Annotated in this window: 21 protein-coding genes; 18 read left to right on the forward strand and 3 right to left on the reverse strand. The window is 68.7% G+C overall.

From position 1 onward, the window contains the following. Positions 1-225: 225 nt before the first annotated feature. Genes pyrR through pyrF form a run of 7 tightly spaced genes read left to right on the forward strand, consistent with a single transcriptional unit; the run spans position 226 to position 8916 of the window. A complete protein-coding gene (gene pyrR / locus ACFQ9R_RS05045; RefSeq protein ID WP_378989058.1) occupies positions 226-858 on the forward strand; it encodes a bifunctional pyr operon transcriptional regulator/uracil phosphoribosyltransferase PyrR in 633 nt (210 codons plus the stop codon). Continuing rightward, on the forward strand, positions 855-1808 hold the full coding sequence (locus ACFQ9R_RS05050; RefSeq protein WP_266290507.1) for an aspartate carbamoyltransferase catalytic subunit: 954 nt from the start codon (positions 855-857) through the stop codon (positions 1806-1808). Before pyrR ends, ACFQ9R_RS05050 begins: the two co-directional genes overlap by 4 nt. Beyond that, entirely contained in the window at positions 1805-3103 is a 1299-nt protein-coding gene (locus ACFQ9R_RS05055) for a dihydroorotase (protein ID WP_378989059.1), read from the forward strand. The genes ACFQ9R_RS05050 and ACFQ9R_RS05055 overlap by 4 nt, the downstream gene beginning before the upstream one ends. A 12-nt stretch (positions 3104-3115) precedes the next feature. After that, positions 3116-3619 carry a transporter gene (locus ACFQ9R_RS05060; RefSeq protein ID WP_358062764.1) on the forward strand — a complete coding sequence of 168 codons (504 nt, stop codon included), beginning with the start codon at positions 3116-3118 and terminating at the stop codon, positions 3617-3619. Continuing rightward, on the forward strand, positions 3616-4731 hold the full coding sequence (gene carA, locus ACFQ9R_RS05065; RefSeq protein WP_378989060.1) for a glutamine-hydrolyzing carbamoyl-phosphate synthase small subunit: 1116 nt from the start codon (positions 3616-3618) through the stop codon (positions 4729-4731). Before ACFQ9R_RS05060 ends, carA begins: the two co-directional genes overlap by 4 nt. Next, a complete protein-coding gene (gene carB / locus ACFQ9R_RS05070; protein WP_378989061.1) occupies positions 4731-8093 on the forward strand; it encodes a carbamoyl-phosphate synthase large subunit in 3363 nt (1120 codons plus the stop codon). Before carA ends, carB begins: the two co-directional genes overlap by 1 nt. Before the next feature lies 1 nt (position 8094). Further along, positions 8095-8916: an orotidine-5'-phosphate decarboxylase gene (pyrF, locus tag ACFQ9R_RS05075; RefSeq protein WP_378989062.1), complete on the forward strand. Its 822-nt coding sequence runs from the start codon at positions 8095-8097 to the stop codon at positions 8914-8916. A gap of 82 nt (positions 8917-8998) precedes the next feature. On the opposite strand, the gene ACFQ9R_RS05080 is transcribed toward pyrF, so the two are convergent. Continuing rightward, positions 8999-10066 (reverse strand): serine hydrolase domain-containing protein, encoded by a 1068-nt coding sequence (locus ACFQ9R_RS05080; protein WP_378989063.1) that lies wholly within the window; start codon positions 10064-10066, stop codon positions 8999-9001. A 191-nt stretch (positions 10067-10257) separates the two neighbouring features. Here ACFQ9R_RS05080 and ACFQ9R_RS05085 point away from each other — a divergent pair, with 191 nt between their 5' ends. The 3 genes from ACFQ9R_RS05085 (at position 10258) to ACFQ9R_RS05095 (ending at position 12786) form a co-directional block, all read left to right on the forward strand. After that, positions 10258-10908, forward strand: a complete 651-nt coding sequence (locus tag ACFQ9R_RS05085) for a DedA family protein (protein ID WP_378989064.1) — start codon at positions 10258-10260, stop codon at positions 10906-10908. A 106-nt stretch (positions 10909-11014) separates the two neighbouring features. Beyond that, entirely contained in the window at positions 11015-12139 is a 1125-nt protein-coding gene (locus ACFQ9R_RS05090; RefSeq protein ID WP_378989065.1) for a sensor histidine kinase, read from the forward strand. Next, positions 12130-12786: a response regulator gene (locus ACFQ9R_RS05095; protein ID WP_378989066.1), complete on the forward strand. Its 657-nt coding sequence runs from the start codon at positions 12130-12132 to the stop codon at positions 12784-12786. The genes ACFQ9R_RS05090 and ACFQ9R_RS05095 overlap by 10 nt, the downstream gene beginning before the upstream one ends. A 4-nt stretch (positions 12787-12790) precedes the next feature. Here the strand turns inward: ACFQ9R_RS05095 and ACFQ9R_RS05100 are convergent, their stop codons facing one another. After that, entirely contained in the window at positions 12791-13135 is a 345-nt protein-coding gene (locus tag ACFQ9R_RS05100) for a DUF6463 family protein (protein WP_378989067.1), read from the reverse strand. A 30-nt stretch (positions 13136-13165) separates the two neighbouring features. On the opposite strand from ACFQ9R_RS05100, the gene ACFQ9R_RS05105 reads away from it, so the two are divergent. The 7 genes from ACFQ9R_RS05105 to ACFQ9R_RS05135 all read left to right on the forward strand — a co-directional run bounded on the left by ACFQ9R_RS05105 (position 13166) and on the right by ACFQ9R_RS05135 (position 20328). Beyond that, positions 13166-13756, forward strand: a complete 591-nt coding sequence (locus ACFQ9R_RS05105) for a TetR/AcrR family transcriptional regulator (RefSeq protein ID WP_378989068.1) — start codon at positions 13166-13168, stop codon at positions 13754-13756. A gap of 348 nt (positions 13757-14104) precedes the next feature. Beyond that, positions 14105-14425 (forward strand): integration host factor, actinobacterial type, encoded by a 321-nt coding sequence (mihF, locus tag ACFQ9R_RS05110; protein WP_056815410.1) that lies wholly within the window; start codon positions 14105-14107, stop codon positions 14423-14425. 6 nt (positions 14426-14431) lie between these two features. Further along, complete coding sequence (gene gmk, locus ACFQ9R_RS05115) at positions 14432-15016, forward strand: guanylate kinase (RefSeq protein ID WP_378989069.1); 585 nt, start codon at positions 14432-14434, stop codon at positions 15014-15016. A 27-nt stretch (positions 15017-15043) separates the two neighbouring features. Further along, positions 15044-15322: a DNA-directed RNA polymerase subunit omega gene (gene rpoZ / locus ACFQ9R_RS05120; RefSeq protein ID WP_056810542.1), complete on the forward strand. Its 279-nt coding sequence runs from the start codon at positions 15044-15046 to the stop codon at positions 15320-15322. Between the two features lie 28 nt (positions 15323-15350). Beyond that, on the forward strand, positions 15351-16568 hold the full coding sequence (coaBC, locus tag ACFQ9R_RS05125) for a bifunctional phosphopantothenoylcysteine decarboxylase/phosphopantothenate--cysteine ligase CoaBC (protein ID WP_378627030.1): 1218 nt from the start codon (positions 15351-15353) through the stop codon (positions 16566-16568). 215 nt (positions 16569-16783) lie between these two features. Continuing rightward, positions 16784-17995, forward strand: coding sequence for a methionine adenosyltransferase (gene metK / locus ACFQ9R_RS05130; protein WP_101467096.1), 1212 nt, complete (start codon positions 16784-16786; stop codon positions 17993-17995). A 62-nt stretch (positions 17996-18057) separates the two neighbouring features. Next, complete coding sequence (locus ACFQ9R_RS05135) at positions 18058-20328, forward strand: primosomal protein N' (protein WP_378989070.1); 2271 nt, start codon at positions 18058-18060, stop codon at positions 20326-20328. Between the two features lie 20 nt (positions 20329-20348). Here the strand turns inward: ACFQ9R_RS05135 and ACFQ9R_RS05140 are convergent, their stop codons facing one another. Then, positions 20349-21194 carry an SDR family oxidoreductase gene (locus ACFQ9R_RS05140; RefSeq protein ID WP_378989071.1) on the reverse strand — a complete coding sequence of 282 codons (846 nt, stop codon included), beginning with the start codon at positions 21192-21194 and terminating at the stop codon, positions 20349-20351. Between the two features lie 85 nt (positions 21195-21279). Between ACFQ9R_RS05140 and ACFQ9R_RS05145 the strand changes: the two genes are divergently transcribed. Next, positions 21280-21873: a TetR/AcrR family transcriptional regulator gene (locus tag ACFQ9R_RS05145; RefSeq protein ID WP_378989072.1), complete on the forward strand. Its 594-nt coding sequence runs from the start codon at positions 21280-21282 to the stop codon at positions 21871-21873. The last annotated feature ends 2 nt before the right edge of the window (positions 21874-21875 follow it).

Below are 21875 nucleotides of genomic sequence, written 5' to 3' on the forward strand. Positions count from 1 at the left end.
CTCGGGGCCGTCGCCCCAGGTCTGCGTGGGGGTGAAACATGCGCGCTCGCTGCACTTTCGGCGTGCCTGTGAGCACCGACACGGCAGCGGTCACCCTCTTGTGCTCCGTGGCAGCGCTCACAGGTGGGCCTACCTGGTCAAAGGCACCTCGCTGCGCTGATAGGCTGACGGGCGAGTTAGGCATCCTTTAACGGACCGTCCGGTGAGGCGGGGAAGGAGGTCGGCATGGCTGTGCCCGAACGGGCGGCCAAAACCGGCGCGGGCGAAACATCGCAGCGGCACACCCCGGAGTGGGTGGCGGCCGGACGCGAGCTGTTGTCGCCATCGGACGTCACCAGGACCGTAGCGCGCATCGCGCATCAGATCATCGAGAAGACCGCCTTGGATTCCGGCGACGCCGACGCACCGCGGGTGGTTCTCATGGGAATCCCGACGCGCGGCACCACCCTGGCCAATCGGCTGGCGGACAAGATCGAGGAATTCTCCGGTGTGCGCCCCGCCCTCGGCTCCCTCGACATCACGCTGTACCGCGACGACCTGCGCAGTCGCCCGCACCGCCCGCTCGAACGCACCTCGGTGCCCGACGGCGGCATCGAGAACTCCCTGGTCGTCCTCGTCGACGACGTGCTGTTCTCCGGCCGCACGGTCCGCTCCGCCCTGGACGGCCTGCGGGACCTCGGCCGCCCCCGCGCCGTGCAGCTGGCCGTGCTCATCGACCGCGGCCACCGCGAACTGCCGATCCGCGCCGACTACGTGGGCAAGAACGTGCCGACCTCGCGCGCCGAGGACATCTCGGTGCTGATGGTCGAGCACGACGGTCGTGACGGTGTGTATCTGCATCAGGAAGGTCAAGAGTGAAGCATTTGCTGACGGTCGCCGACCTGGATCGCGGCGCCGCCACTGAACTCCTCGACGAAGCTGAGCGCTTCGAACAGGCGCTGCTGGGCCGCGAGGTGAAGAAGCTGCCGACCCTGCGCGGACGCACCGTGATGACGGTGTTCTACGAGAACTCCACCCGCACCCGCGTGTCCTTCGAGGTCGCGGGCAAGTGGATGAGCGCCGACGTGATCAATGTGAGTGCGTCGAGTTCCTCTGTCTCCAAAGGTGAATCGCTGCGCGACACCGCCCTCACCCTGCACGCGGCGGGCGCCGACGCGCTGATCGTGCGGCACCCGGCGTCGGGTGCCGCGCACCAGATCGCGCGCTGGATGGAGCAGTGGGCGCGCGAGGAGAACCGCGCCGCCCCGTCGATCATCAACGCGGGCGACGGCACCCACCAGCACCCCACTCAGGCCCTGCTCGACGCACTCACCCTGCGCCAGCGCCTCGGCGACATCGAGGGCAAGCGGATCGTGCTGGTCGGCGACATCCTGCACAGCCGGGTCGCCCGCTCGAACGTCTCCCTGCTCAACACCCTCGGTGCCGAAGTGGTCCTGGTGGCGCCGCGCACGCTGCTGCCGGTCGGCGTGGAGGCCTGGCCCTGCCGGGTCTCGTCCTCGCTGGACGCGGAACTGCCCGGCGCCGACGCGGTGATGATGCTGCGGGTGCAGGCGGAGCGGATGAACGGCGGGTTCTTCCCGTCGGCCCGCGAATATTCGATCAACTACGGACTGTCCGAGCGCAGGCTCGCGCTGCTCGGCGACGACGCGGTGGTACTGCATCCCGGACCGATGCTGCGCGGCATGGAAATCGCCTCGGCGGTCGCGGATTCGCCGAAATCTGCTGTGTTGCAGCAGGTCTCGAACGGAGTGCACATGCGGATGGCCGTGTTGTTCCGGCTGCTCGTGGGTCAGGAGGAAACGGTATGAGTGAGCTGCTGATCAAGAACGTCAAGCCCTACGGCGAAGGCGACCCCGTCGACGTCCTGGTGCGCGGCACCCTCATCGCCGACATCGGCACGGGCCTCACGGCGTCCGACGGCGCCGAGGTGGTCGAGGGCAACGGCCAGATCCTGCTGCCCGGCTTCGTCGACCTGCACACGCACCTGCGTGAACCCGGCCGCGAGGACACCGAGACCATCGAAACGGGTTCGGCCGCGGCCGCGCTGGGCGGTTACACCGCGGTGTTCGCGATGGCCAACACCAGCCCGGTCGCCGACTCGGTCGTCATCACCGACCATGTGTGGCGGCGCGGCCAGGAAGTCGGCCTCGTCGATGTGTTCCCGGTCGGCGCCGTGACGGTCGGCCTGCTGGGCAAGCAGCTCGCCGAGATGGGCACCATGGCCGCCGGTATCGGCCAGGTCAGGATGTTCTCCGACGACGGTCACTGCGTCGACGACCCGCTGATCATGCGCCGCGCCCTCGAATACGCGAACTCGCTGGGCGTGCTCATCGCCCAGCACGCCGAGGAACCGCGCCTGACCAAGAACGCCATCGCGCACGAAGGCCCCAACGCCGCGCGCCTCGGACTGCACGGCTGGCCGCGCGCCGCCGAGGAGTCGATCGTCGCGCGTGACGCACTGCTGGCCCGCGACGCGAACGCCCGCGTACACATCTGCCACGCCTCCACCGCGGGCACCGTCGAACTGGTGAAATGGGCCAAGTCCCAGGGCATCTCGATCACCGCCGAGGTCACCCCGCACCATCTGCTGCTCGATGACTCGCGCCTGGAAACCTACGACGCGGTCAACAAGGTGAACCCGCCGCTGCGCGAATCCACCGACGTGGCGGCCCTGCGCCAGGCGCTGGCCGACGGCATCATCGACTGCGTCGCCACCGACCACGCCCCGCACGCCGAGCAGGACAAGTGCTGCGAATTCGCGGCCGCCCGCCCCGGCATGCTCGGGCTGGAGACGGCGCTGTCGATCATCGTGCAGACGATGGTCGAGCCCGGCCTGCTCGACTGGCGCGGCGTCGCGAAGGTGATGAGCGAGAAGCCCGCCGCGATCGTCGGCCTCGACGACCACGGCCGCCCGATCGCGGTCGGCGAGCCCGCCAACCTCACGCTGATCGACCCCGACGCCGAGTGGACGGTGCGCGGCGCCGAGCTGGCGAGTAGCTCGAACAACACACCGTTCGAGGACATGACGTTCCCGGCCGAGGTCACAGCCACTGTGCTGCGCGGCCGGGTAACTGCCCGCGAGGGCAAGGCGGTCGGGATCTAGGGAGGCCAGGACGTGGAAAGAACGCTGTGGGTAGTCGGGCTGCTGGCATTTTTCATTGTGTGCCTGTGGCTGATGTACCGGGCTTGGCAGAAGAAGGCCACGCGACAGCAGGCACGCATCGGCGAACTGCCGACGGTGCCGGCCGAACTGGGTGCACAACTACTGGAACCGACCACCGGCATGTACCTGGGCAGCACCATCGCGCCCAGCTGGCAGGACCGGATCGCGGTCGGTGACCTGGGATTCCGGGCGACCGCCGAACTGACGCGGTTCGAACGCGGGATTCTGCTCGAACGCGACGGCGCCACGGTGATCTGGATTCCGCAGGAATCGGTGACAGCCGTGCGTACCGAGCGCGGACACGCGGGCAAAGTGATGACGGAGAATGGTGTGCTGGTAATTCGCTGGACACTGCCGACCGGAACCGAGATCGATACCGGATTCCGGGGCGACGACAAGACGGTGTACCCGGCATGGACTGCGGATACCAGGGTGACGACGGGAGACGATGAATGAGCACAGTGAAGGCAGCCTTGGTGCTCGAGGACGGCCGCGTATTCCGCGGTACCGCCTTCGGCGCCGAGGGACAGACACTCGGTGAGGCCGTGTTCTGCACGGCGATGACCGGGTACCAGGAAACCCTGACCGATCCCAGCTACGCCCGCCAGATCGTGGTGGCCACGGCCCCGCAGATCGGCAACACCGGCTGGAACGACGAGGACGACGAGTCCGCCAAGATCTGGGTCGCCGGCTACGCCGTGCGCGACCCCTCGCGGGTCTCCTCCAATTGGCGCGCCACCGGCACGCTGACCGACGAGCTCGACCGCCAGGACGTGGTCGGCATCGCGGGCATCGACACCCGCGCGGTGGTCCGCCACCTGCGCAGCCGCGGCTCGATGAAGGCGGGCATCTTCTCCGGCGCGGCACTGGCCAACGACGAGGAACTCCTCGCCCGGGTGAACGGCCAGGCCTCGATGCTGGGCGCCGACCTCGCCGAAGAGGTCAGCACCGACGCGATGTACACGATCGAACCGATCGGTGACCACAAGTTCACCGTCGTCGCGGTCGACCTGGGCATCAAGACCAACACCCCGCGCATGTTCGCCGAGCGCGGCGTGCGCACCCACGTGGTGCCGTCGAACACCTCCCTCGACGACATCCTCGCGCTGAACCCCAACGGTGTCTTCCTGTCGAACGGCCCCGGCGACCCGGCCACCCAGGTCGGCGCGATCGCGCTCACCCAGGGTGTCCTGGAACGCGGGATCCCGCTGTTCGGCATCTGCTTCGGCAACCAGATCCTGGGCCGGGCACTGGGCCGCAGCACCTACAAGATGAAGTTCGGCCACCGCGGCATCAACATCCCGGTGATCGAAGAGGGCACCGGCCGCGTGTCCATCACCGCCCAGAACCACGGCTTCGCCCTCGAGGGCGAGCGCGGCGAGGTGTTCGACACCCCGTTCGGCAAGGCCGAGGTCTCCCACATCTGCGCCAACGACGGCACCGTCGAAGGGGTCCGGCTGATCGACGGCCGCGCCTTCTCGGTGCAGTACCACCCCGAGGCCGCCGCAGGCCCGCACGACGCCGCATACCTGTTCGACCGTTTCGCCGGTCTCATGGAAGGAGCCTGATGCCTCGCCGCGAGGATCTGAAGCACATCCTGGTGATCGGCTCTGGCCCGATCGTGATCGGCCAGGCGTGCGAATTCGACTACTCCGGTACGCAGGCGTGCCGGGTGCTGCGGTCCGAGGGACTGCGCGTTTCGCTGGTGAACTCCAACCCGGCGACCATCATGACCGACCCGGAGTTCGCCGACGCCACCTACGTCGAGCCGATCACCCCGGAGTTCGTCGAGAAGGTCATCGAGAAGGAACGCCCCGACGCCATCCTGGCCACCCTCGGTGGGCAGACCGCGCTCAACACCGCGGTCGCGCTGCACGAGAACGGTGTGCTGCAGAAGTACAACGTCGAGCTGATCGGCGCCGACTTCGACGCCATCCAGCGCGGTGAGGACCGGCAGAAGTTCAAGGACATCGTCGCCAAGGTCGGCGGCGAGAGTGCCCGCAGCGCCGTCTGTTACACCATGGACGAAGTCCGCGAGACCGTCGCCGACCTCGGTTACCCCGTGGTCGTGCGTCCCTCGTTCACCATGGGTGGGCTCGGCTCGGGCATGGCCTACAACGAGGAAGACCTCGACCGCATCGCCGGTGGCGGCCTGTCCGCCTCGCCGACCGCGAACGTCCTGATCGAGGAGTCCATCCTCGGCTGGAAGGAGTTCGAACTCGAGCTCATGCGCGACCGCAACGACAACGTGGTCATCGTCTGCTCGATCGAGAACGTCGACCCGATGGGCGTGCACACCGGTGACTCGGTCACCGTCGCCCCCGCGATGACCCTCACCGACCGCGAGTACCAGAAGATGCGCGATCTCGGCATCGCGATCCTGCGCGAGGTCGGCGTCGACACCGGCGGCTGCAACATCCAGTTCGCGGTGGATCCCGCAGACGGTCGCCTGATCGTCATCGAGATGAACCCCCGCGTCTCGCGCTCCTCGGCGCTGGCGTCGAAGGCCACCGGCTTCCCGATCGCCAAGATCGCCGCGAAGCTGGCCATCGGCTACACCCTCGACGAGATCGTCAACGACATCACCGGCGAGACCCCGGCCTCTTTCGAGCCGACCCTGGACTACGTCGTCGTGAAGGCGCCGCGGTTCGCGTTCGAGAAGTTCCCCGGCGCCGACGCCACGCTGACCACCACCATGAAGTCGGTGGGCGAGGCGATGTCGATGGGCCGCAACTTCTCCGAGGCCCTCGGCAAGGTGCTGCGCTCGCTCGAGACCAAGGCCGCCAGCTTCTGGACCACCGACGACGGCCAGTGGGCCCCGGCCGATCCCAGCGATCCGGCCTCGGTGCGCGAGGCGATCGAAGCCATCCTCGCCGACCTGCGTGTGCCGACCGAAGGTCGCATCTACCAGGTCGAACGCGCACTGCGCTACGGCGCGAGCGTCGCGGAGGTCGCGCTGGCCTCCGGTGTGGACCCGTGGTTCGTCGCCGAGGTGCTCGGCCTGGTCGAGCTGCGGACCGAAGTCCTCGACGCGCCCGTCCTCGACGAGGATCTGCTGCGCCGCGCCAAGCACTACGGCCTGTCCGACCGTCAGCTCGCCGCCCTGCGGCCCGAGCTGGCCGGTGAGTCGGGTGTGCGCTCGCTGCGTCACCGGCTCGCGGTGCGCCCGGTCTACAAGACCGTCGACACCTGCGCCGCGGAGTTCGAGGCCAAGACCCCGTACCACTACAGCACCTACGAGCTGGATCCCGGTGCGGAGTCCGAGGTCGCGCCGCAGCGTGAGCGCGAGAAGGTCATCATCCTGGGCTCGGGCCCGAACCGCATCGGTCAGGGCATCGAGTTCGACTACTCGTGTGTGCATGCGGCCCAGACCCTGTCGGCCGCCGGGTACGAGACCGTGATGGTCAACTGCAACCCCGAGACCGTCTCCACCGACTACGACACCGCCGATCGTCTCTACTTCGAGCCGCTGACCTTCGAGGACGTCCTCGAGGTGTACAACGCCGAAGCCGAGTCGGGCACCGTCGCCGGTGTGATCGTGCAGCTCGGTGGACAGACCCCGCTGGGTCTGGCGCAGCGGCTCACCGACGCCGGCGTGCCGGTGGTCGGCACCTCCGCGGCCGCGATCGACCTGGCCGAGGACCGTGGCGAATTCGGTGACGTGCTCGTCGCCGCCGGACTGCCCGCGCCCAAGTACGGCACCGCCACCACGGTGGCCCAGGCCAAGAAGATCGCAGGCGAGATCGGCTACCCGGTGCTGGTCCGCCCGTCCTACGTGCTGGGCGGGCGCGGCATGGAGATCGTCTACGACGAGCAGTCCCTCGAGGGCTACATCTCCCGCGCCACCGAGCTCAACCCGGATCACCCGGTGCTGGTCGACCGTTTCCTCGAAGACGCCATCGAGATCGACGTCGACGCGCTGTGCGACGGCGACGAGGTCTACCTCGGCGGCGTGATGGAACACATCGAGGAAGCCGGCATCCACTCCGGTGACTCCGCCTGCGCGCTGCCCCCGATCACGTTGGGCCGCAGCGATATCGAGGCCGTGCGCCGCTCCACCATCGCGCTGGCCAAGGGCATCGGCGTCAAGGGCCTGCTCAATGTGCAGTACGCCCTCAAGGACGACGTGCTCTACGTCCTGGAAGCCAATCCCCGGGCGAGCCGCACGGTTCCGTTCGTCTCCAAGGCCACCGCGGTTCCGCTGGCCAAGGCGTGCGCGCGCGTGATGCTCGGCGCCTCCATCGCCGACCTGCGCAAGGAAGGCATGCTGCCGCCCGAGGGCGACGGCGGTCATGTGCCGCTCGACGCGCCGGTCGCGGTGAAGGAAGCCGTGCTGCCCTTCCACCGGTTCCGTCGCGCCGACGGCTCCGGCATCGACTCGCTGCTCTCGCCGGAGATGAAGTCCACCGGTGAGGTCATGGGCATCGACGCCGACTTCGGCACCGCCTTCGCCAAGAGCCAGGCCGCCGCCTACGGCTCGCTGCCGACCGAGGGCACCGTGTTCGTCTCGATCGCCAACCGCGACAAGCGCGCCATGGTGTTCCCGATCAAGCGCCTGCACGACCTGGGCTTCCGCATCCTCGCCACCGAGGGCACCGCGGAAACCCTGCGCCGCAACGGCATTCCGTGCGAACAGGCACGCAAGCACTCGGATCCGGAATCGACCGATCCGGCCACCGGCATGCCGGAGGCCTCGATCGTGGAGCAGATCCGCGACGGCGAGATCGACATCGTGTTCAACACCCCCTACGGCAACTCGGGCCCCCGCGTGGACGGCTACGAGATCCGCACCGCCGCGGTGGGCGCGAACATCCCGTGCATCACCACCGTGCAGGGCGCTGCCGCGGCGGTGCAGGGCATCGAGGCCGGTATCAACGGTGGCATCGGGGTGCGCTCGCTGCAGGAACTGCACTCGAAACTGCGTGGCTGACATGAGCTTCGGTCACCGGTTGCAGCACGCCATGCGGCAGTTCGGACCCGTGTGCGTCGGCATCGACCCTCACCCCGCGCTGCTGCGGGCGTGGGGGCTCACCGAAGACGTCGACGGGCTCGAGGCGTTCGCCGAGATCTGCGTCGAGGCCTTCGACGGGCGCGTCGCCCTGGTGAAGCCACAGGTCGCGTTCTTCGAAACCTACGGTTCCGGCGGCATCGCGGTGCTCGAGCGCACCATCTCGGTGCTGCGCGCCTCGGGCACCTTGGTGCTGGCCGATGCCAAGCGCGGCGACATCGGCTCCACCATGGACGCCTACGCCCATGCCTGGCTCGGCGACGGCCCGCTGGGTTCGGACGCCGTGACGGTCTCGCCCTATCTCGGGTTCGGCTCCCTCGACCCGGCGCTGAGCCTGGCGAAGGACAATCACCGTGGGGTCTTCGTGCTCTCGGCGACCTCGAATCCCGAAGGGGCGCAACTGCAGCGGATCACCGCCGCGGACGGGCGCACCATCGCGCAGACGATGGTCGACGAGGCCGCGGCTCGCAATGCCGGGTCCGGTTTCGGCTCCGTCGGCGTGGTCGTGGGTGCGACGCTCACCGAGGCGCCCGACCTGTCGGCCCTCAACGGCCCGATCCTGATGCCCGGTGTCGGCGCGCAGGGCGGGGGAGCGGACTCCATCCGTGCCCTGGTCACCGAGGCGAACTTCGCCGCCGCCGTCCCCGCGGTGTCGCGCGAGGTGCTCAACGCGGGCCCGTCGGTGACGGCGCTGTGCGACAAGACGGCACAGCTGCAAGAGGAGTTCGCCTTCCTGCAGCGCTGATGCACGCCATGGCGGGCCGGGGTAGCGACACGCTGCCCCGGCCTCGTCGTTGTCGCGCCCCACTGCCCAAGGGGGAACTCCGTCAGGCGAGGCAGTAGGTGGCGGTGACCGTGGTGAACAGCGACAGCGCGTCCGACGACGCCGCCGAGCCGAGAACCATCGTCAGCGATCGGCCGCCGGTCGAGCGGAACGCGTACGAGACGTAGCCGAGCAGTTCACCGCCGTGTCCCCACAGGTCGGCGCCACACGGAGGCTCGAAACGCTGCAGGCCGAGGCCGTAGTGGAAACCCATGCCCATCGGGACCGTCTCCCGCATCCGGTCCCACGACGCGGGGCTCAGCAGGCGCCCACCGAGCAGTGCGGCGAAGAACGCGTCGAGATCGGCTGTGGTGGAGATCATTTCACCCGCGGCCCAGTCCAGCGAGGGGTTCATCTCGGTCACATCCACGCGCCCGACACCGTCGATGTCGCGGTGCGCGGTGAGGGCGGGCGAGGGGACGCGCGGGTCGTCGCCGGGCACGGTGGTGGCGGTCAACCGCAGCGGCGTGAGCACACGGTCGCGGATCTCGTCGCCGTAGCGGTGCCCGGTCACGTGCTCGATCAGCAGGCCGAGCGCGATGTAGTTGGTGTTCGAGTACCGGAAGCGGGCGCCCGGTGCGAAATACGGGTCGTGGCGCATCGCGGTGGCGAGCAGATCGCGCGGCGCGTGCGCGCGGAAGCGGTCGTCACCGCGCCACCGGTTCGTCGACAGGCCCGATTCCTTCATGTAGTCGTAGAGCCCGCTGGTGTGATTCATCAACTGCCGCACCGTGATCCGGTCACCGCCCGGAATCGGCTCCGGCAGCTGCCCGGCGATCGGGCCGTCGAGCTCGACTCTGCCCTCGTCGACCAGTTGCAGCACCACGGTGGCGACGAAGGTCTTGGTGATGCTGCCGATCCGGAACCTGCTGTGCGGTCCCGGCGTACTCGTCTGCCCGGCGGCGCTGCCCTCGTGGTGCCATTCGCGCTGCCGCTCGCCGTCGGAAACCCGCACCACCACGTCGGTGTCGTTCCAGCGCGCCGTGGCCTCGACCATATCCCCGACGACCCGCCAGCGTGCCGTCACGAGGACGAGAGCGGCCACCAACGTGGCCGTCACAACGGTGCCCACAACGACCACTGTGGCCCGAAAGAGTTTCTGTCGCATAGCTTTCGACGCTAAGGGGCTACTCGGACCGTATCGATGGTGCAGGCCCGCGACGACGGGTGCGGAAAACCCCACCCTGCGACTGCGGTCGTACCGCGTCGACCGGGTGGTTGACGCTACTGATCACCGCGCCGGGGCTCCCTAGCGTCGAAAACATGGATACGACAGGGAATTCGACCGAACTGACCGGCATCGCGGGCTGGGCCGTCCAGCTGATGGAACAGCTCGGCGGCTTCGGCGCCGGCCTCGCGATCGCACTCGAGAACCTCTTCCCCCCGCTGCCCAGCGAGGTGATCCTGCCGCTGGCCGGCTTCACCGCCAGTCGCGGCCGGTTCAGCATCGCTGAGGTCTTGCTGTGGACCACCCTCGGCTCGGTCGTCGGCGCGCTCGCCCTCTACGGCCTCGGCGCCGCCCTCGGCCGCGACCGCCTGCGCCGCATCGTCGACCGGCTACCCCTGGTCCGCCTGTCCGACCTGGACCGCACCGAGGACTGGTTCGCCCGACACGGCGACAAGGCGGTCTTCTGCGGCCGGATGATCCCGATCTTCCGCAGCCTGATCTCGATACCCGCCGGTGTCGAACGCATGCCGCTCGGTCGCTTCACGCTGCTGACCACGGCGGGCAGCCTGCTGTGGAACGCGGTCTTCGTGTTCGCGGGCTACTTCCTCGGCGAGAACTGGCACGTCGTCGAGACCTACGCCGGCATCGTGCAGAAGGCCGTGATCGCCGCCGTGCTCGTGGCCGCGGCCGTCTTCGTCGTCCGGCGCGTGCGGCAGCGGCAGGTACAGCCGAGCACCGGCCGATGAGCGTCACGGCGTGGGCTGACCGCGCGTCCGGAGTGGTTGCCGGTCGGACATCGACGGGGGCGGGGCCCGGATGGCCGGAGTGGGCGCGGCACGCGAGAATTGGCCGATGAGCACCTCTGCGGCGCGATCCGCACGCGTCGCCGCCGCGGTCGCGGGATATCTGCTCGGCGTGCTCACCGTGCCTCTCGATCTGCTCGGCGTGCTTGCCGCGCCGATCTCGCCGGGCCTCACCGATCGGATCGCTCAGGTCGAGCAGCGGCGCCTCACCCGGTTGCTCGACGTGCGGTCGAGTGGTGTTCCGAGCGGGACGCGGGCGGCGGGGTATCTGGCGGTCCGCGCGCTCGTCGGGGTGCTCGGCGCGCTGGTGCTGGCGCTGTCGGTGCTGGGCGTCGTGGTCGCGGTGGCCGTGGTCTACGGCGCTGCCACCGGCGCCGCGGTACCGATCATCGACGCGACCGAACCGGGACAGGTCACCTGGGCGACGGTCGCCGTGCTGGTTCTTCCCGGCGCGGTGCTCTGCTTCCTCGCCGTCCAGGGTCTGCTCGGGGTGGTGCGCGCCGAGGCCTGGTACCTGCGCCGGAGCACGCGCCCGGGACAGCACGAACTGACCCAGCGGGTCGCCCAGCTCACCACCACTCGCGCCGAGATGGTCGAAGTGATCGACGACGAACGGCGCCGGATCGAGCGCGATCTGCACGACGGTGTGCAGCAGCGGGTGGTCGCGTTGTCGATCCTGCTCGGCCGGATGGACCGGGCGGCCGACGAGGACGGGCGCGCCGACCTACGCCGGCGTGCGATCGCCGAAACCGGGCACATCCTCGACGAACTGCGCGAGGTCTCCTGGCGGATCTACCCGGCCATGCTCGCCCGCGACGGCCTGCGCGCCGCTCTCGAAGCCCTCGCCGACCGCACCCCGATTCCGACTCGCCTGACCGTCGACCTCGACGAACGCGCACCCCGCCCGGTCGAGTCGGCCTGTTACTTCACCGCCAGCGAGGCGATCACCAACGCCATCAAGCATTCCGGCGCCACGGCCGTCGAGGTCGGCGTACAGCGGGTGGGATCGATCGTGCGCCTGCGGGTACACGACGACGGACAGGGCGGCGCCGACCCCACCGGACACGGCCTGACCGGCATCGCCACCCGCGTCACCGCGCTGGACGGCACCATGACGGTGGCCAGCCCGCCCGGCGGCCCGACGATCATCACCGTGGAGGTTCCGTGCGGATAACCCTGGCCGAGGACTCCGCGCTGCTGCGCGAGAGCCTGGCCCAGCTGCTCACCGCGGAGGGACACGAGATCGTGGACTCCGTCGGCACCGGGACCGAACTGCTCGCCGCCGTGCGAGTGCGCCCGCCCGATCTGGTCATCGCCGACGTGCGGATGCCGCCCGACCACGTCGACGAGGGGATCAGAGCGGCCCTGGAAATCCGTCGCGACCAGCCGGGGGTCGCTGTCCTGGTGCTGTCGCAGTACGTCGAGCGCAGGCACGCGGCGGAGTTCCTCACCGGCACCGGCGGCATCGGCTACCTGCTCAAGGACCGGGTCGCCGCGATCGGCTCGTTCCTCGACGCCGTCGAGCGGGTGGGTGCGGGCGGCACAGCCTTCGACCCGGAGGTGGTGCGCCAGCTCCTGCTGCACAATCGCGCCGACTCGCCACTGCACCGGCTCACCGAGCGCGAACGTGAGGTGCTCGAACTCATGGCGCAGGGTCTGAGCAACGCGGCGATCTGCGGACAGCTCTACGTCACCCGCAGCGCCGTCGAGAAGCACATCAACGCGATCTTCACCAAGCTGGATCTGCCGGTCGGTGAGGCCCACAACCGGCGGGTCCTCGCCATCCTGCAACACCTGCGGGCGGGTGCGGCGCAGGGCTGACCGCTCAGGCCGTGGCTCGCGCGTTCCTGGCCCGCCACCAGCCGAAGACGCCGGCACCGAGCGGCAGCAGCACCGTGATGAACCCCGACAGCGGCATGAACGCGAGGCCGAACACCGTCGCGACGCCGAGCACGAGCAGCACCGTGCCGGGCACGTACCCCAGTGCGCGCTCCAGCGCGATCATCGCGAGGCCGAAACCGATGCTGACCACGCCGAACTCGGTGAACCAGAAGGTGAGCTCGATGTCCTGATCGCCGGCGGCGAACACCGCGACGCCGAGCGCGGTGTGCACCGTGCCGATGAATGTCAGGAGGGCTCCGGCGAGGGGAAATCTTGTTCTTGAATCCATATTCATAAACTGTGCCACTAGGCTGATCCGGTGGCAAGACCCCGCCTTTTCACCGATGAACAGGTGCTCGACGCGGCGCGCGACCTGCTCGCCGATCCCGCGATCACCCGGCCCGCCATCACGGCGATCACCAGGGCCGCCGGCGTGCACGCCGGGTCGATCTATGTGCGTTTCGCCTCACGTGACGAACTGCTCGCCCGCCTGTGGCTGCGGTCGATCCGCCGATTCCACGAGGGCTTCATCACGGCACTGACCGGCCCCGCGCCGCTGCTGGCCGCGGCCACGTTTCTGCCGCGCTATTGTCGCGCGCACCCGACCGAGGCGCGGGCGATGAAGATGTTTCATCGCGACGAACTGCTCGAGGTCGGCGCCGAGGATCTGCGGGCCGCGATCGCCGGTGTCAACGACGAGATGAACGCCGCGCTGCTGACGGCCGTGGTGACCGAATTCGGGGTCGCCGACGACCGCTCGCTGGCCATCGCGGACGCCGCGGTGAAGGCGATTCCGTACGGTCTGGTCCGTGATTACATCGCCCGTGCCGCCCCGATTCCGGACTGGATCGACGACGTCGTAGCGACCGCATCGGGTGCGGTTCTCGACCAGTTTCGGACCCGATCGTGACGACACGCTGTGCGAAATCGGGCGACACGCGGGCTTTTTCAGGAAACCCGCTGGTCGCGCGCCACCGGGTTTGCCAGGGCGGCACCCGGCACTCACGCTACCCGGTGGCTATCATCGCCCATATCGGTATAACCGCAGGTGAGGATGCATTTCAGCGATTCGACTGTACGATCGAGACGTGGGAATCAGCCGTCACCGCATCGGGTCCGCGCGCGCCATACGGCATGCGTAATCCTGCCCTGACCTGGGGGTCGGGTTCGCAATCGGCGCGCACCGTGGGTACGGTCGCACAGACCGTCCGGGTAACCGGCGGTAGATCTGGCAATGAACGATGAGACGGAGGAACCCGTGGCCCTTCCCCAGCTGACTGATGAGCAGCGCGCCGCTGCTCTGGAGAAGGCGGCTGCCGCTCGCCGCGCTCGGGCAGAGCTCAAGGAGCGCCTGAAGCGCGGTGGAACGAACCTGAAGCAGGTCCTCACCGATGCCGAGTCCGATGAGATTCTCGGCAAGATGAAGGTTTCTGCGCTGCTCGAGGCTCTGCCGAAGGTGGGCAAGGTCAAGGCGGCGGAGATCATGACCGAGCTGGAGATCGCGCCTACGCGTCGTCTCCGTGGTCTCGGTGCCCGGCAGCGCGCAGCGCTGCTCACCCGCTTCGACTTCGACGCCTAAAGTCTGGTGGACAAAAACACGCGGAAGGGCCGACTGGTAGTACTGGTCGGCCCCTCGGCCGTGGGTAAGTCCACGGTCGTTCGGTGCGTGCGGGAACGCCTGCCCGAACTGGTTTTCAGTGTGTCGGCCACCACCAGGGACCCCCGTCCCGGCGAGGTCGACGGTCTCGATTACCGCTTCGTTTCCCGAGTCGAGTTCGACGCCATGATCGCGGCGGACGAACTGCTCGAATGGGCAGACATCCATGGGGGGCTGCAGCGATCGGGCACCCCCGCCGCCCCGGTGCGCGAAGCGCTGGCGAGCGGACTTTCAGTACTGATCGAAGTCGACCTGGCCGGTGCACGGTCGGTCCGGCAGGCGATGCCGGAAGCACTGCTGGTGTTTCTCGCGCCGCCCAGCTGGGAAGAACTGGTCTCGCGGTTGCGTTCGCGCGGCACCGAGACGCCCGAGGTGATCGAGCGCAGGCTCGCGACGGCTCGGGTCGAATTGGCGGCCTGTGACGAGTTCGACACGGTCATCGTGAACAGCGAGGTAACGACCGCGTGTGAGCAGTTGGTATCGTTGTTCGTTAGCACAAATTCGAGTTCTTGACCCACTAACCCGCAGGAGTCACCCCTAGTGAGCACGGACATCACCGCAGTACCCGCGTACGACACTCCGATCGGCCTCACCAACCCCCCGATCGACGAGCTGCTCGAGCGCACGTCCTCCAAGTACGCCCTGGTGATCTACGCGGCCAAGCGCGCCCGTCAGATCAACGATTACTACAACCAGCTCGGTGACGGCATCCTCGAGTACGTCGGCCCGCTCGTCGAGCCGGGTCTGCAGGAGAAGCCGCTGTCGGTCGCCATGCGCGAAATCCACTCCGACCTGCTCGAACACACCGAGGGCGAGTGACAATCTCTAGTCCGGAGGCGTAAAGACCATGCGGATCGTCGTCGGGGTCGGCGGGGGCATCGCCGCCTACAAGGCGTGTGCCCTCGTTCGCCGTTTCACCGAGACCGGACACCAGGTGCGGGTGATTCCCACCGAGTCGGCTCTCCAGTTCATCGGTAAGGCGACCTTCGAGGCGCTGTCCGGTCAGCCGGTGCACACCACGGTGTTCGCCGACGTGCCCGAGGTGCCGCATGTCCGGATCGGCCAAGAGGCCGATCTCGTCGTCATCGCCCCCGCCACCGCGGATCTGATGGCACGCGCCGCGCAGGGGCGTGCCGACGATCTGCTCACCGCCACCTTGCTGACGGCTCGATGTCCGGTGCTGTTCGCGCCCGCGATGCACACCGAGATGTGGGAGCATCCGGCGACGGTGGCCAATGTCGCGACGCTGCGCGCGCACGGCGCCAACGTGATGGAACCCGCGTCGGGCCGGCTCACCGGCACCGATACGGGTCCGGGACGGCTGCCCGAGCCGGAGGAGATCTTCGGTCTGGCCTCGCTGCTGCTCGAACGTGCCGACGCGCTGCCGCGCGACCTGACCGGTCGTCGCGTGGTGATCACCGCCGGTGGCACGAGGGAACCCCTCGACCCGGTGCGCTTCCTCGGCAACCGCAGCTCCGGTAAGCAGGGCTACGCCCTGGCCCGGGTCGCGGCTCAGCGCGGTGCCCAGGTGACGCTGATCGCGGGCAACACGATCGAGCTGGCACCGCCCGCCGCGGTCGAACTCGTCCACATCACCACCGCCGACCAGCTCAAGACCGCGGTCGACAAGCACGCGCTCGGCGCCGACGCGGTGATCATGGCGGCCGCGGTCGCCGATTTCCGTCCGACCCACGTGGCCGCGGCGAAGATCAAGAAGGGTGCCGACGAACCCGATGTGATCCCGCTGACCAAGAACGAGGACATCCTCGCCGGCTTGGTCGACGCCCGCACCGAGGGACGGCTCGCCGGTACCGCGATCGTGGGCTTCGCCGCCGAGACCGGTGACGACAACGGTGACGTGCTCACCCACGCTCGCGCGAAACTGGCCCGCAAGGGCTGCGATCTGCTCGTGGTCAACGCGGTCGGCGAGGGCAAGGCGTTCGAGGTCGACACCAACGACGGCTGGTTGCTCGGTGCCGACGGCACCGAGGCTGCTCTCGATCACGGTTCGAAGGCGCTGCTGGCCAGCCGGGTGCTCGACGCGCTGGTTCCGCTGCTGCGCTGACCGGGGAGTTCGCGTCGATTTCGCGCGAAAACGGTTGCGCGGCAACGCGGGTCGTGCAGTCTACCGCCCGTGCGGGTGTTCGCGGCGTGGCTTGGTACTTACTCGCCACCATGTCGGTGGTTTGGAATAGTCTTGATGAGAAGGGTTGCGCGGTAACACCGAGAAGTTACCGTCACAAGCCGAACGAGTAACCCGTTGAGGGAGAGGGAATAACTGTGCGTACGACAGGCAGTCGGCTTTTCACCAGTGAGTCCGTGACCGAGGGGCATCCGGACAAGATCTGTGACGCGATCAGCGATTCCATCCTCGACGCCTTGCTCGCGGAGGACCCGAGCAGCCGGGTCGCGGTGGAAACCATGGTCACCACCGGGCAGGTCCATGTCGCGGGCGAGGTCACCACCTCCGCTTACGCAGACATTCCGCGGATCGTGCGGGAGAAGGTCCTCGAGATCGGATACGACTCCTCCGCAAAGGGATTCGACGGCAACTCCTGCGGAGTCAACATCGCGATCGGTGCCCAGTCGCCCGATATCGCCCAGGGTGTCGACACCTCGCACGAGGCGCGCGTCGGCGGTTCCGACGACGCGATCGAGCGCCAGGGCGCCGGCGACCAGGGCCTGATGTTCGGCTACGCAACGACCGACACGCCCGAGCTGATGCCGCTGCCGATCGCGCTCGCGCACCGGCTCTCGCGCAAGCTCACCGAGGTCCGCAAGTCGGGCGTGCTGCCCTACCTGCGTCCCGACGGCAAGACCCAGGTCACCATCGAATACGACGGCGACCGCCCGGTTCGCCTCGACACGGTGGTCATCTCCACCCAGCACGCCGCCGATATCGACCTGGACAACCTCCTGGCACCCGATATCCGCGAGAAGGTCGTCGACGCCGTCATCGGCGACCTGAACCTGCCCAGCCTCGACACCTCCGACATCCGCCTGCTGGTGAACCCCACCGGCAAGTTCGTCCTCGGCGGCCCGATGGGTGACGCGGGCCTGACCGGCCGCAAGATCATCGTCGACACCTACGGCGGCATGGCCCGCCACGGTGGCGGCGCGTTCTCCGGCAAGGATCCGTCGAAGGTCGACCGCTCGGCCGCCTACGCCATGCGCTGGGTCGCCAAGAACGTCGTGGCCGCCGGTCTGGCGGACCGTGTCGAGGTGCAGGTCGCGTACGCGATCGGCAAGTCGGCCCCGGTCGGTCTGTTCGTCGAGACCTTCGGCACCGAGAAGGTCGACCCGACCCGCATCTCCACCGCCATCTCCGAGGTCTTCGACCTGCGTCCGGGCGCGATCATCCGCGATCTCGACCTGCTGCGCCCGATCTACGCGCCGACCGCCGCCTACGGGCACTTCGGCCGCACCGATGTCGACCTGCCCTGGGAGCACACGGACCGCGCCGACAAGCTGCGCGCGGCCGTCGGCCTGTAATACCCACGGACCGCGTGTCAGCGGGCGAAACATCGACAGCAGCGGGACACCCCATCGCGAGGGTGCTCCCGCTGCTTTCGCCTGCCCACCTCGACCGCGACTTCGACTACCTCGTCCCTGCTGAACTGGACGAGATCGCGCAGCCCGGCGTGCGCGTGCGCGTGCGTTTCGCAGGCCGCCTCGTCGACGGATATCTGCTCGAACGTCTCCCGCGCAGCGATCACAACGGCAAGATGATGCCGCTCGAACGAGTGGTCTCCGCCGAACGCGTTCTCACCCCGGAAATTCTGCGCCTGGCCACCGCCGTCGCCGCCCGCTACGCGGGAACTCGCGCTGATGTCCTGCGTCTTGCCATCCCTCCGCGCCACGCCCGTACCGAAACCGGCGGGGCGAAGAAGCCCGATGCCGTGAAGAAGTCGACGCGTTCGGCGGCTGGCGTTGTCGATATCGCCGACGATCCGACGTCGTCGCCGGAAGACCCGGCCCTCGCCGATGAGCAAGGTGCGGGCGCCGTGGCCGACTCGGCACCGGAAGCTGTTGATGATGAGCATCTTTCGCGCTCGACTGACGCGGGCAGTGCCACCGGTGTGGACGGCTCCACCGGGGCGGATGGCTCGGCGGCGGGTTCGGGCGGCGTCGGCGATTCGGTCGCGGAATTCGGCGGGGCGGCGGGCGACAAGGCAGCGACGGTCCAGGTCGAGCAGACGTCGAGCGCCGCGGCGGAAGCGCGCAGCGAGGTCGACGCGTCGGCCTGGGGCCGGTATGCGCACGGCATGGGGTTCGTCGGCGCGCTGGCACAGGGTAAGGGTGTGCGGGCGGCGTGGCAGGCGTTGCCGGGGGAGGACTGGGCGGCCCGGCTGGCGGAGTTGGCGGCGACGGTGGTGGCCGCTGGTCGCAGTGCGGTGTTGATGGTGCCCGATCAGCGCGACCTCGATCGACTACTCGCCGAATGTGTTGCGCTGGTGGGTGATTCGGCTGTCGGACTGTCGGCGGGGCTGGGCCCCGCAGCGCGGTATCGGCGGTGGCTGGCGGTGTTGCGGGGGCAGGCGCGGATCGTGGTGGGGACTCGGGCGGCGGTTTTCGCGCCCGCGAGGGATCTCGGGCTGATCGCCCTCTGGGACGACGGTGACGACACCTACGCCGAACCCCGTTCGCCGTATCCGCATGCTCGCGAAGTGGCGATGCTCCGGGCGCACGAGACGGGGGCCGCGTTCGTCGCGGCCGGTTTCGCGCGGACCGCGGAGATCCAGGCGGTGGTCGAAACCGGTTGGGCTCATGACCTTCTCGCCGAACGTCAGGTGTTGCGTGAGGTGACGCCCCGGATCAGTGCGCCGGGCGACAGTGACTACGCCCTGGAGCGCGACGCGCTGGCCCGCTCGGTGCGAATGCCCGGCGTCGCGTTCGCGGCCGCGCGCTCCGCGATCAAGGAGAACGTGGCGGTGCTGGTCCAGGTGCCGCGGCGAGGTTATGTTCCATCGCTGGCCTGTGCGAAATGTCGTACCCCCGCGCGTTGCCGGCACTGCAACGGGCCGTTGGCGCTACCGCATTCGGGCAATGGTGAAGCGGCGAGTCCACAGTGCAAGTGGTGCGGCATCACCGAAGCCGCGTTCCGCTGCCAGGCCTGCGGTGCGCGAGCGCTGCGGGCCACGGTGATCGGCGCGGCGCGCACCGCCGAAGAGCTCGGGCGTGCGTTCTCGGGCGTCCCGATTCGTGCTTCGGGCGGTGGGGAAGTGCTCGACACGGTCGAACCCGGCGCCCAGGTGGTCGTCGCCACCGTCGGTGCGGAACCCCTCGTTCGCGGTGGCTACGGCGTCGCGCTGTTGCTCGACGGCTGGGCGCTGCTCGGTCGCGCCGACCTGCGCGCGAGCGAGGACACCCTGCGCCGGTGGATGGGTGCGGCCGCCCTGGTCCGCCCCCGTGGCCAGGTCATCGTCATGGCCGAGCCGTCCCTCGCCACCGTCCAGGCGCTGGTCCGGTGGGATCCTGTCAACCATGCCGCCGCCGAACTGGAGGCTCGCGCCGAGGTCGGTTTTCCGCCTGCGGTCCGGCTCGCCGCCATCGACGGCACCACCGCCTCGATCGCGGAATTGCTCGACGCCACCACGCTTCCCGACGGTACCGAGATCCTCGGCCCGGTACCGCTGCCGCCGACGGCCCGTAAACCGTTCTCCGGCGGCGATTCTCCCGCCGAGGTCGAACGGATGCTGCTGCGGGTGGCCCGCTCGGACGGCGCTCCCTTGGCGCGCGCCCTCACCGCGGCCCAAGCCGTCCGCAGTTCGCACCGCTCCGACGCGCCCTTGCGCGTGCAGATCGACCCGGTCGATATCGGCTGACGAGGGTCCCCGCGGTCCGGTCAGGCGTACATCGCCCGATGGCGCCTCGCCCACTGCGCGTAGGTGGTGGCCGGTCGACCGAGTACATCCTCGATATCAGGGCTGACCTGCTGTTCTTCGGCTGTGGGCATGCCGAGGATGGTGAGTGTGTGGTCGGCGACCGGCTCGGGCATGAAGCGCAGCATGTTCTGCTTGGCCTGGTCCACGGTGAGTTCGAGGAAGGTGATCGGGGCGTCGATCGCTTCGGCCACCGCCGCGGCTTGGTCGCGTGGGGTGATCACGGCGGGTCCGGTGAGGGTGTAGGCGCGGCCGTGGTGGCCGTCTTCACGCAGTGCCACGGCGGCGACGGCGGCGATGTCGGCGGGGTCTACCGCCGGCAGGCCGATATCGCCGAACGGTGCGGGGATGACTCGCTGGGTGCGCACCGGTTCGATCCACGCGAAGGTGTTGGAGAAGAACGCGCCGGGGCGCAGGGCCGTCCACTCCAGGCCGGATTCGGCGAGGGCCTGTTCGAACGCGATGGTTCGTGCGTAGCCGTCGGACTGTGGGCGGGTGACCGCGCCCTGCGAGGAGACGAAGACGACCCGGCGGATGCCGGCGTCCGCGGCGGTTTTCAGCAGCAGGGCCGGCTCGGGGCCGGTCATCAGTTGCTCGCCGGTGATCAGCAGGAACAGCGCGTCGGCGCCCTGTAGCGCGGGGGAGAGGCTGTCGAGATCGCCCAGGTCGGCGACCGTGTGCTCGACACCTGTCGGCAGGTCGACGGGGCGGGTGCCGCGGGATACCGCCCTGACCTGTGCTCCCGCGTCGACGAGTAGTCCGACCAGGGTGCTGCCGATATTGCCGGTTGCTCCGGTGACGACGATCATCTGAATCCTTAGTTAGTTAGTTAGCTGACTGACTTGCTGGACACGAATGTATCCCACCGGCCGCGCTCTGTCTATAGTTAGTTGTATGACTAAATCGGACGCGCAGCTCAGCCCGAAGATCGGGAAGCGGGAACGCCTGGTGCAAGCGGCGATGCGCGTGTTCTACGAGCAGGGCATCGAGAAGACGACGATCGCCGATATCGCGCGCGAGGCCGACGTGCCGGTCGGCAACGTCTACTACTACTTCAAGACCAAGGACCAGTTCATCGCCGCGGTCATCGAGTTGCACGCGCAGGTGCTGTCCGGCGTCGTCACCGAACTCGCCGAACTGCCGGGACCCGCCGAGAAGCTGAAGGCCATGGTGCGCAGCTGGGTCGAACAACGTGAGATGGCGGCGCGTTTCGGCTGTCCGACCGGTTCACTCGCCGCCGAACTCGACAAGCGCGAAGACGCCTTCGGGGGGCAGCCCGCACGCGTGATCGGGCTGCTCGTGGAGTGGGCACGCGAACAGTTCGCCGCCCTCGGTCGCGCCGACGCCGCCGAGCTCGCCGTTGCCTTCGTGGCCGCGTACCAGGGGATCTCGTTGCTGACCAACACCTTCCGTGACCCGCAACTGATGGTCACCGAAGGTGCCCGGCTGGAACGATGGATCGACGAGCTGGCGCAGGAGTCCGGATAGCA

This window comes from Nocardia sp. NPDC056541, from assembly GCF_042794235.1.
Lineage (GTDB): Bacteria > Actinomycetota > Actinomycetes > Mycobacteriales > Mycobacteriaceae > Nocardia.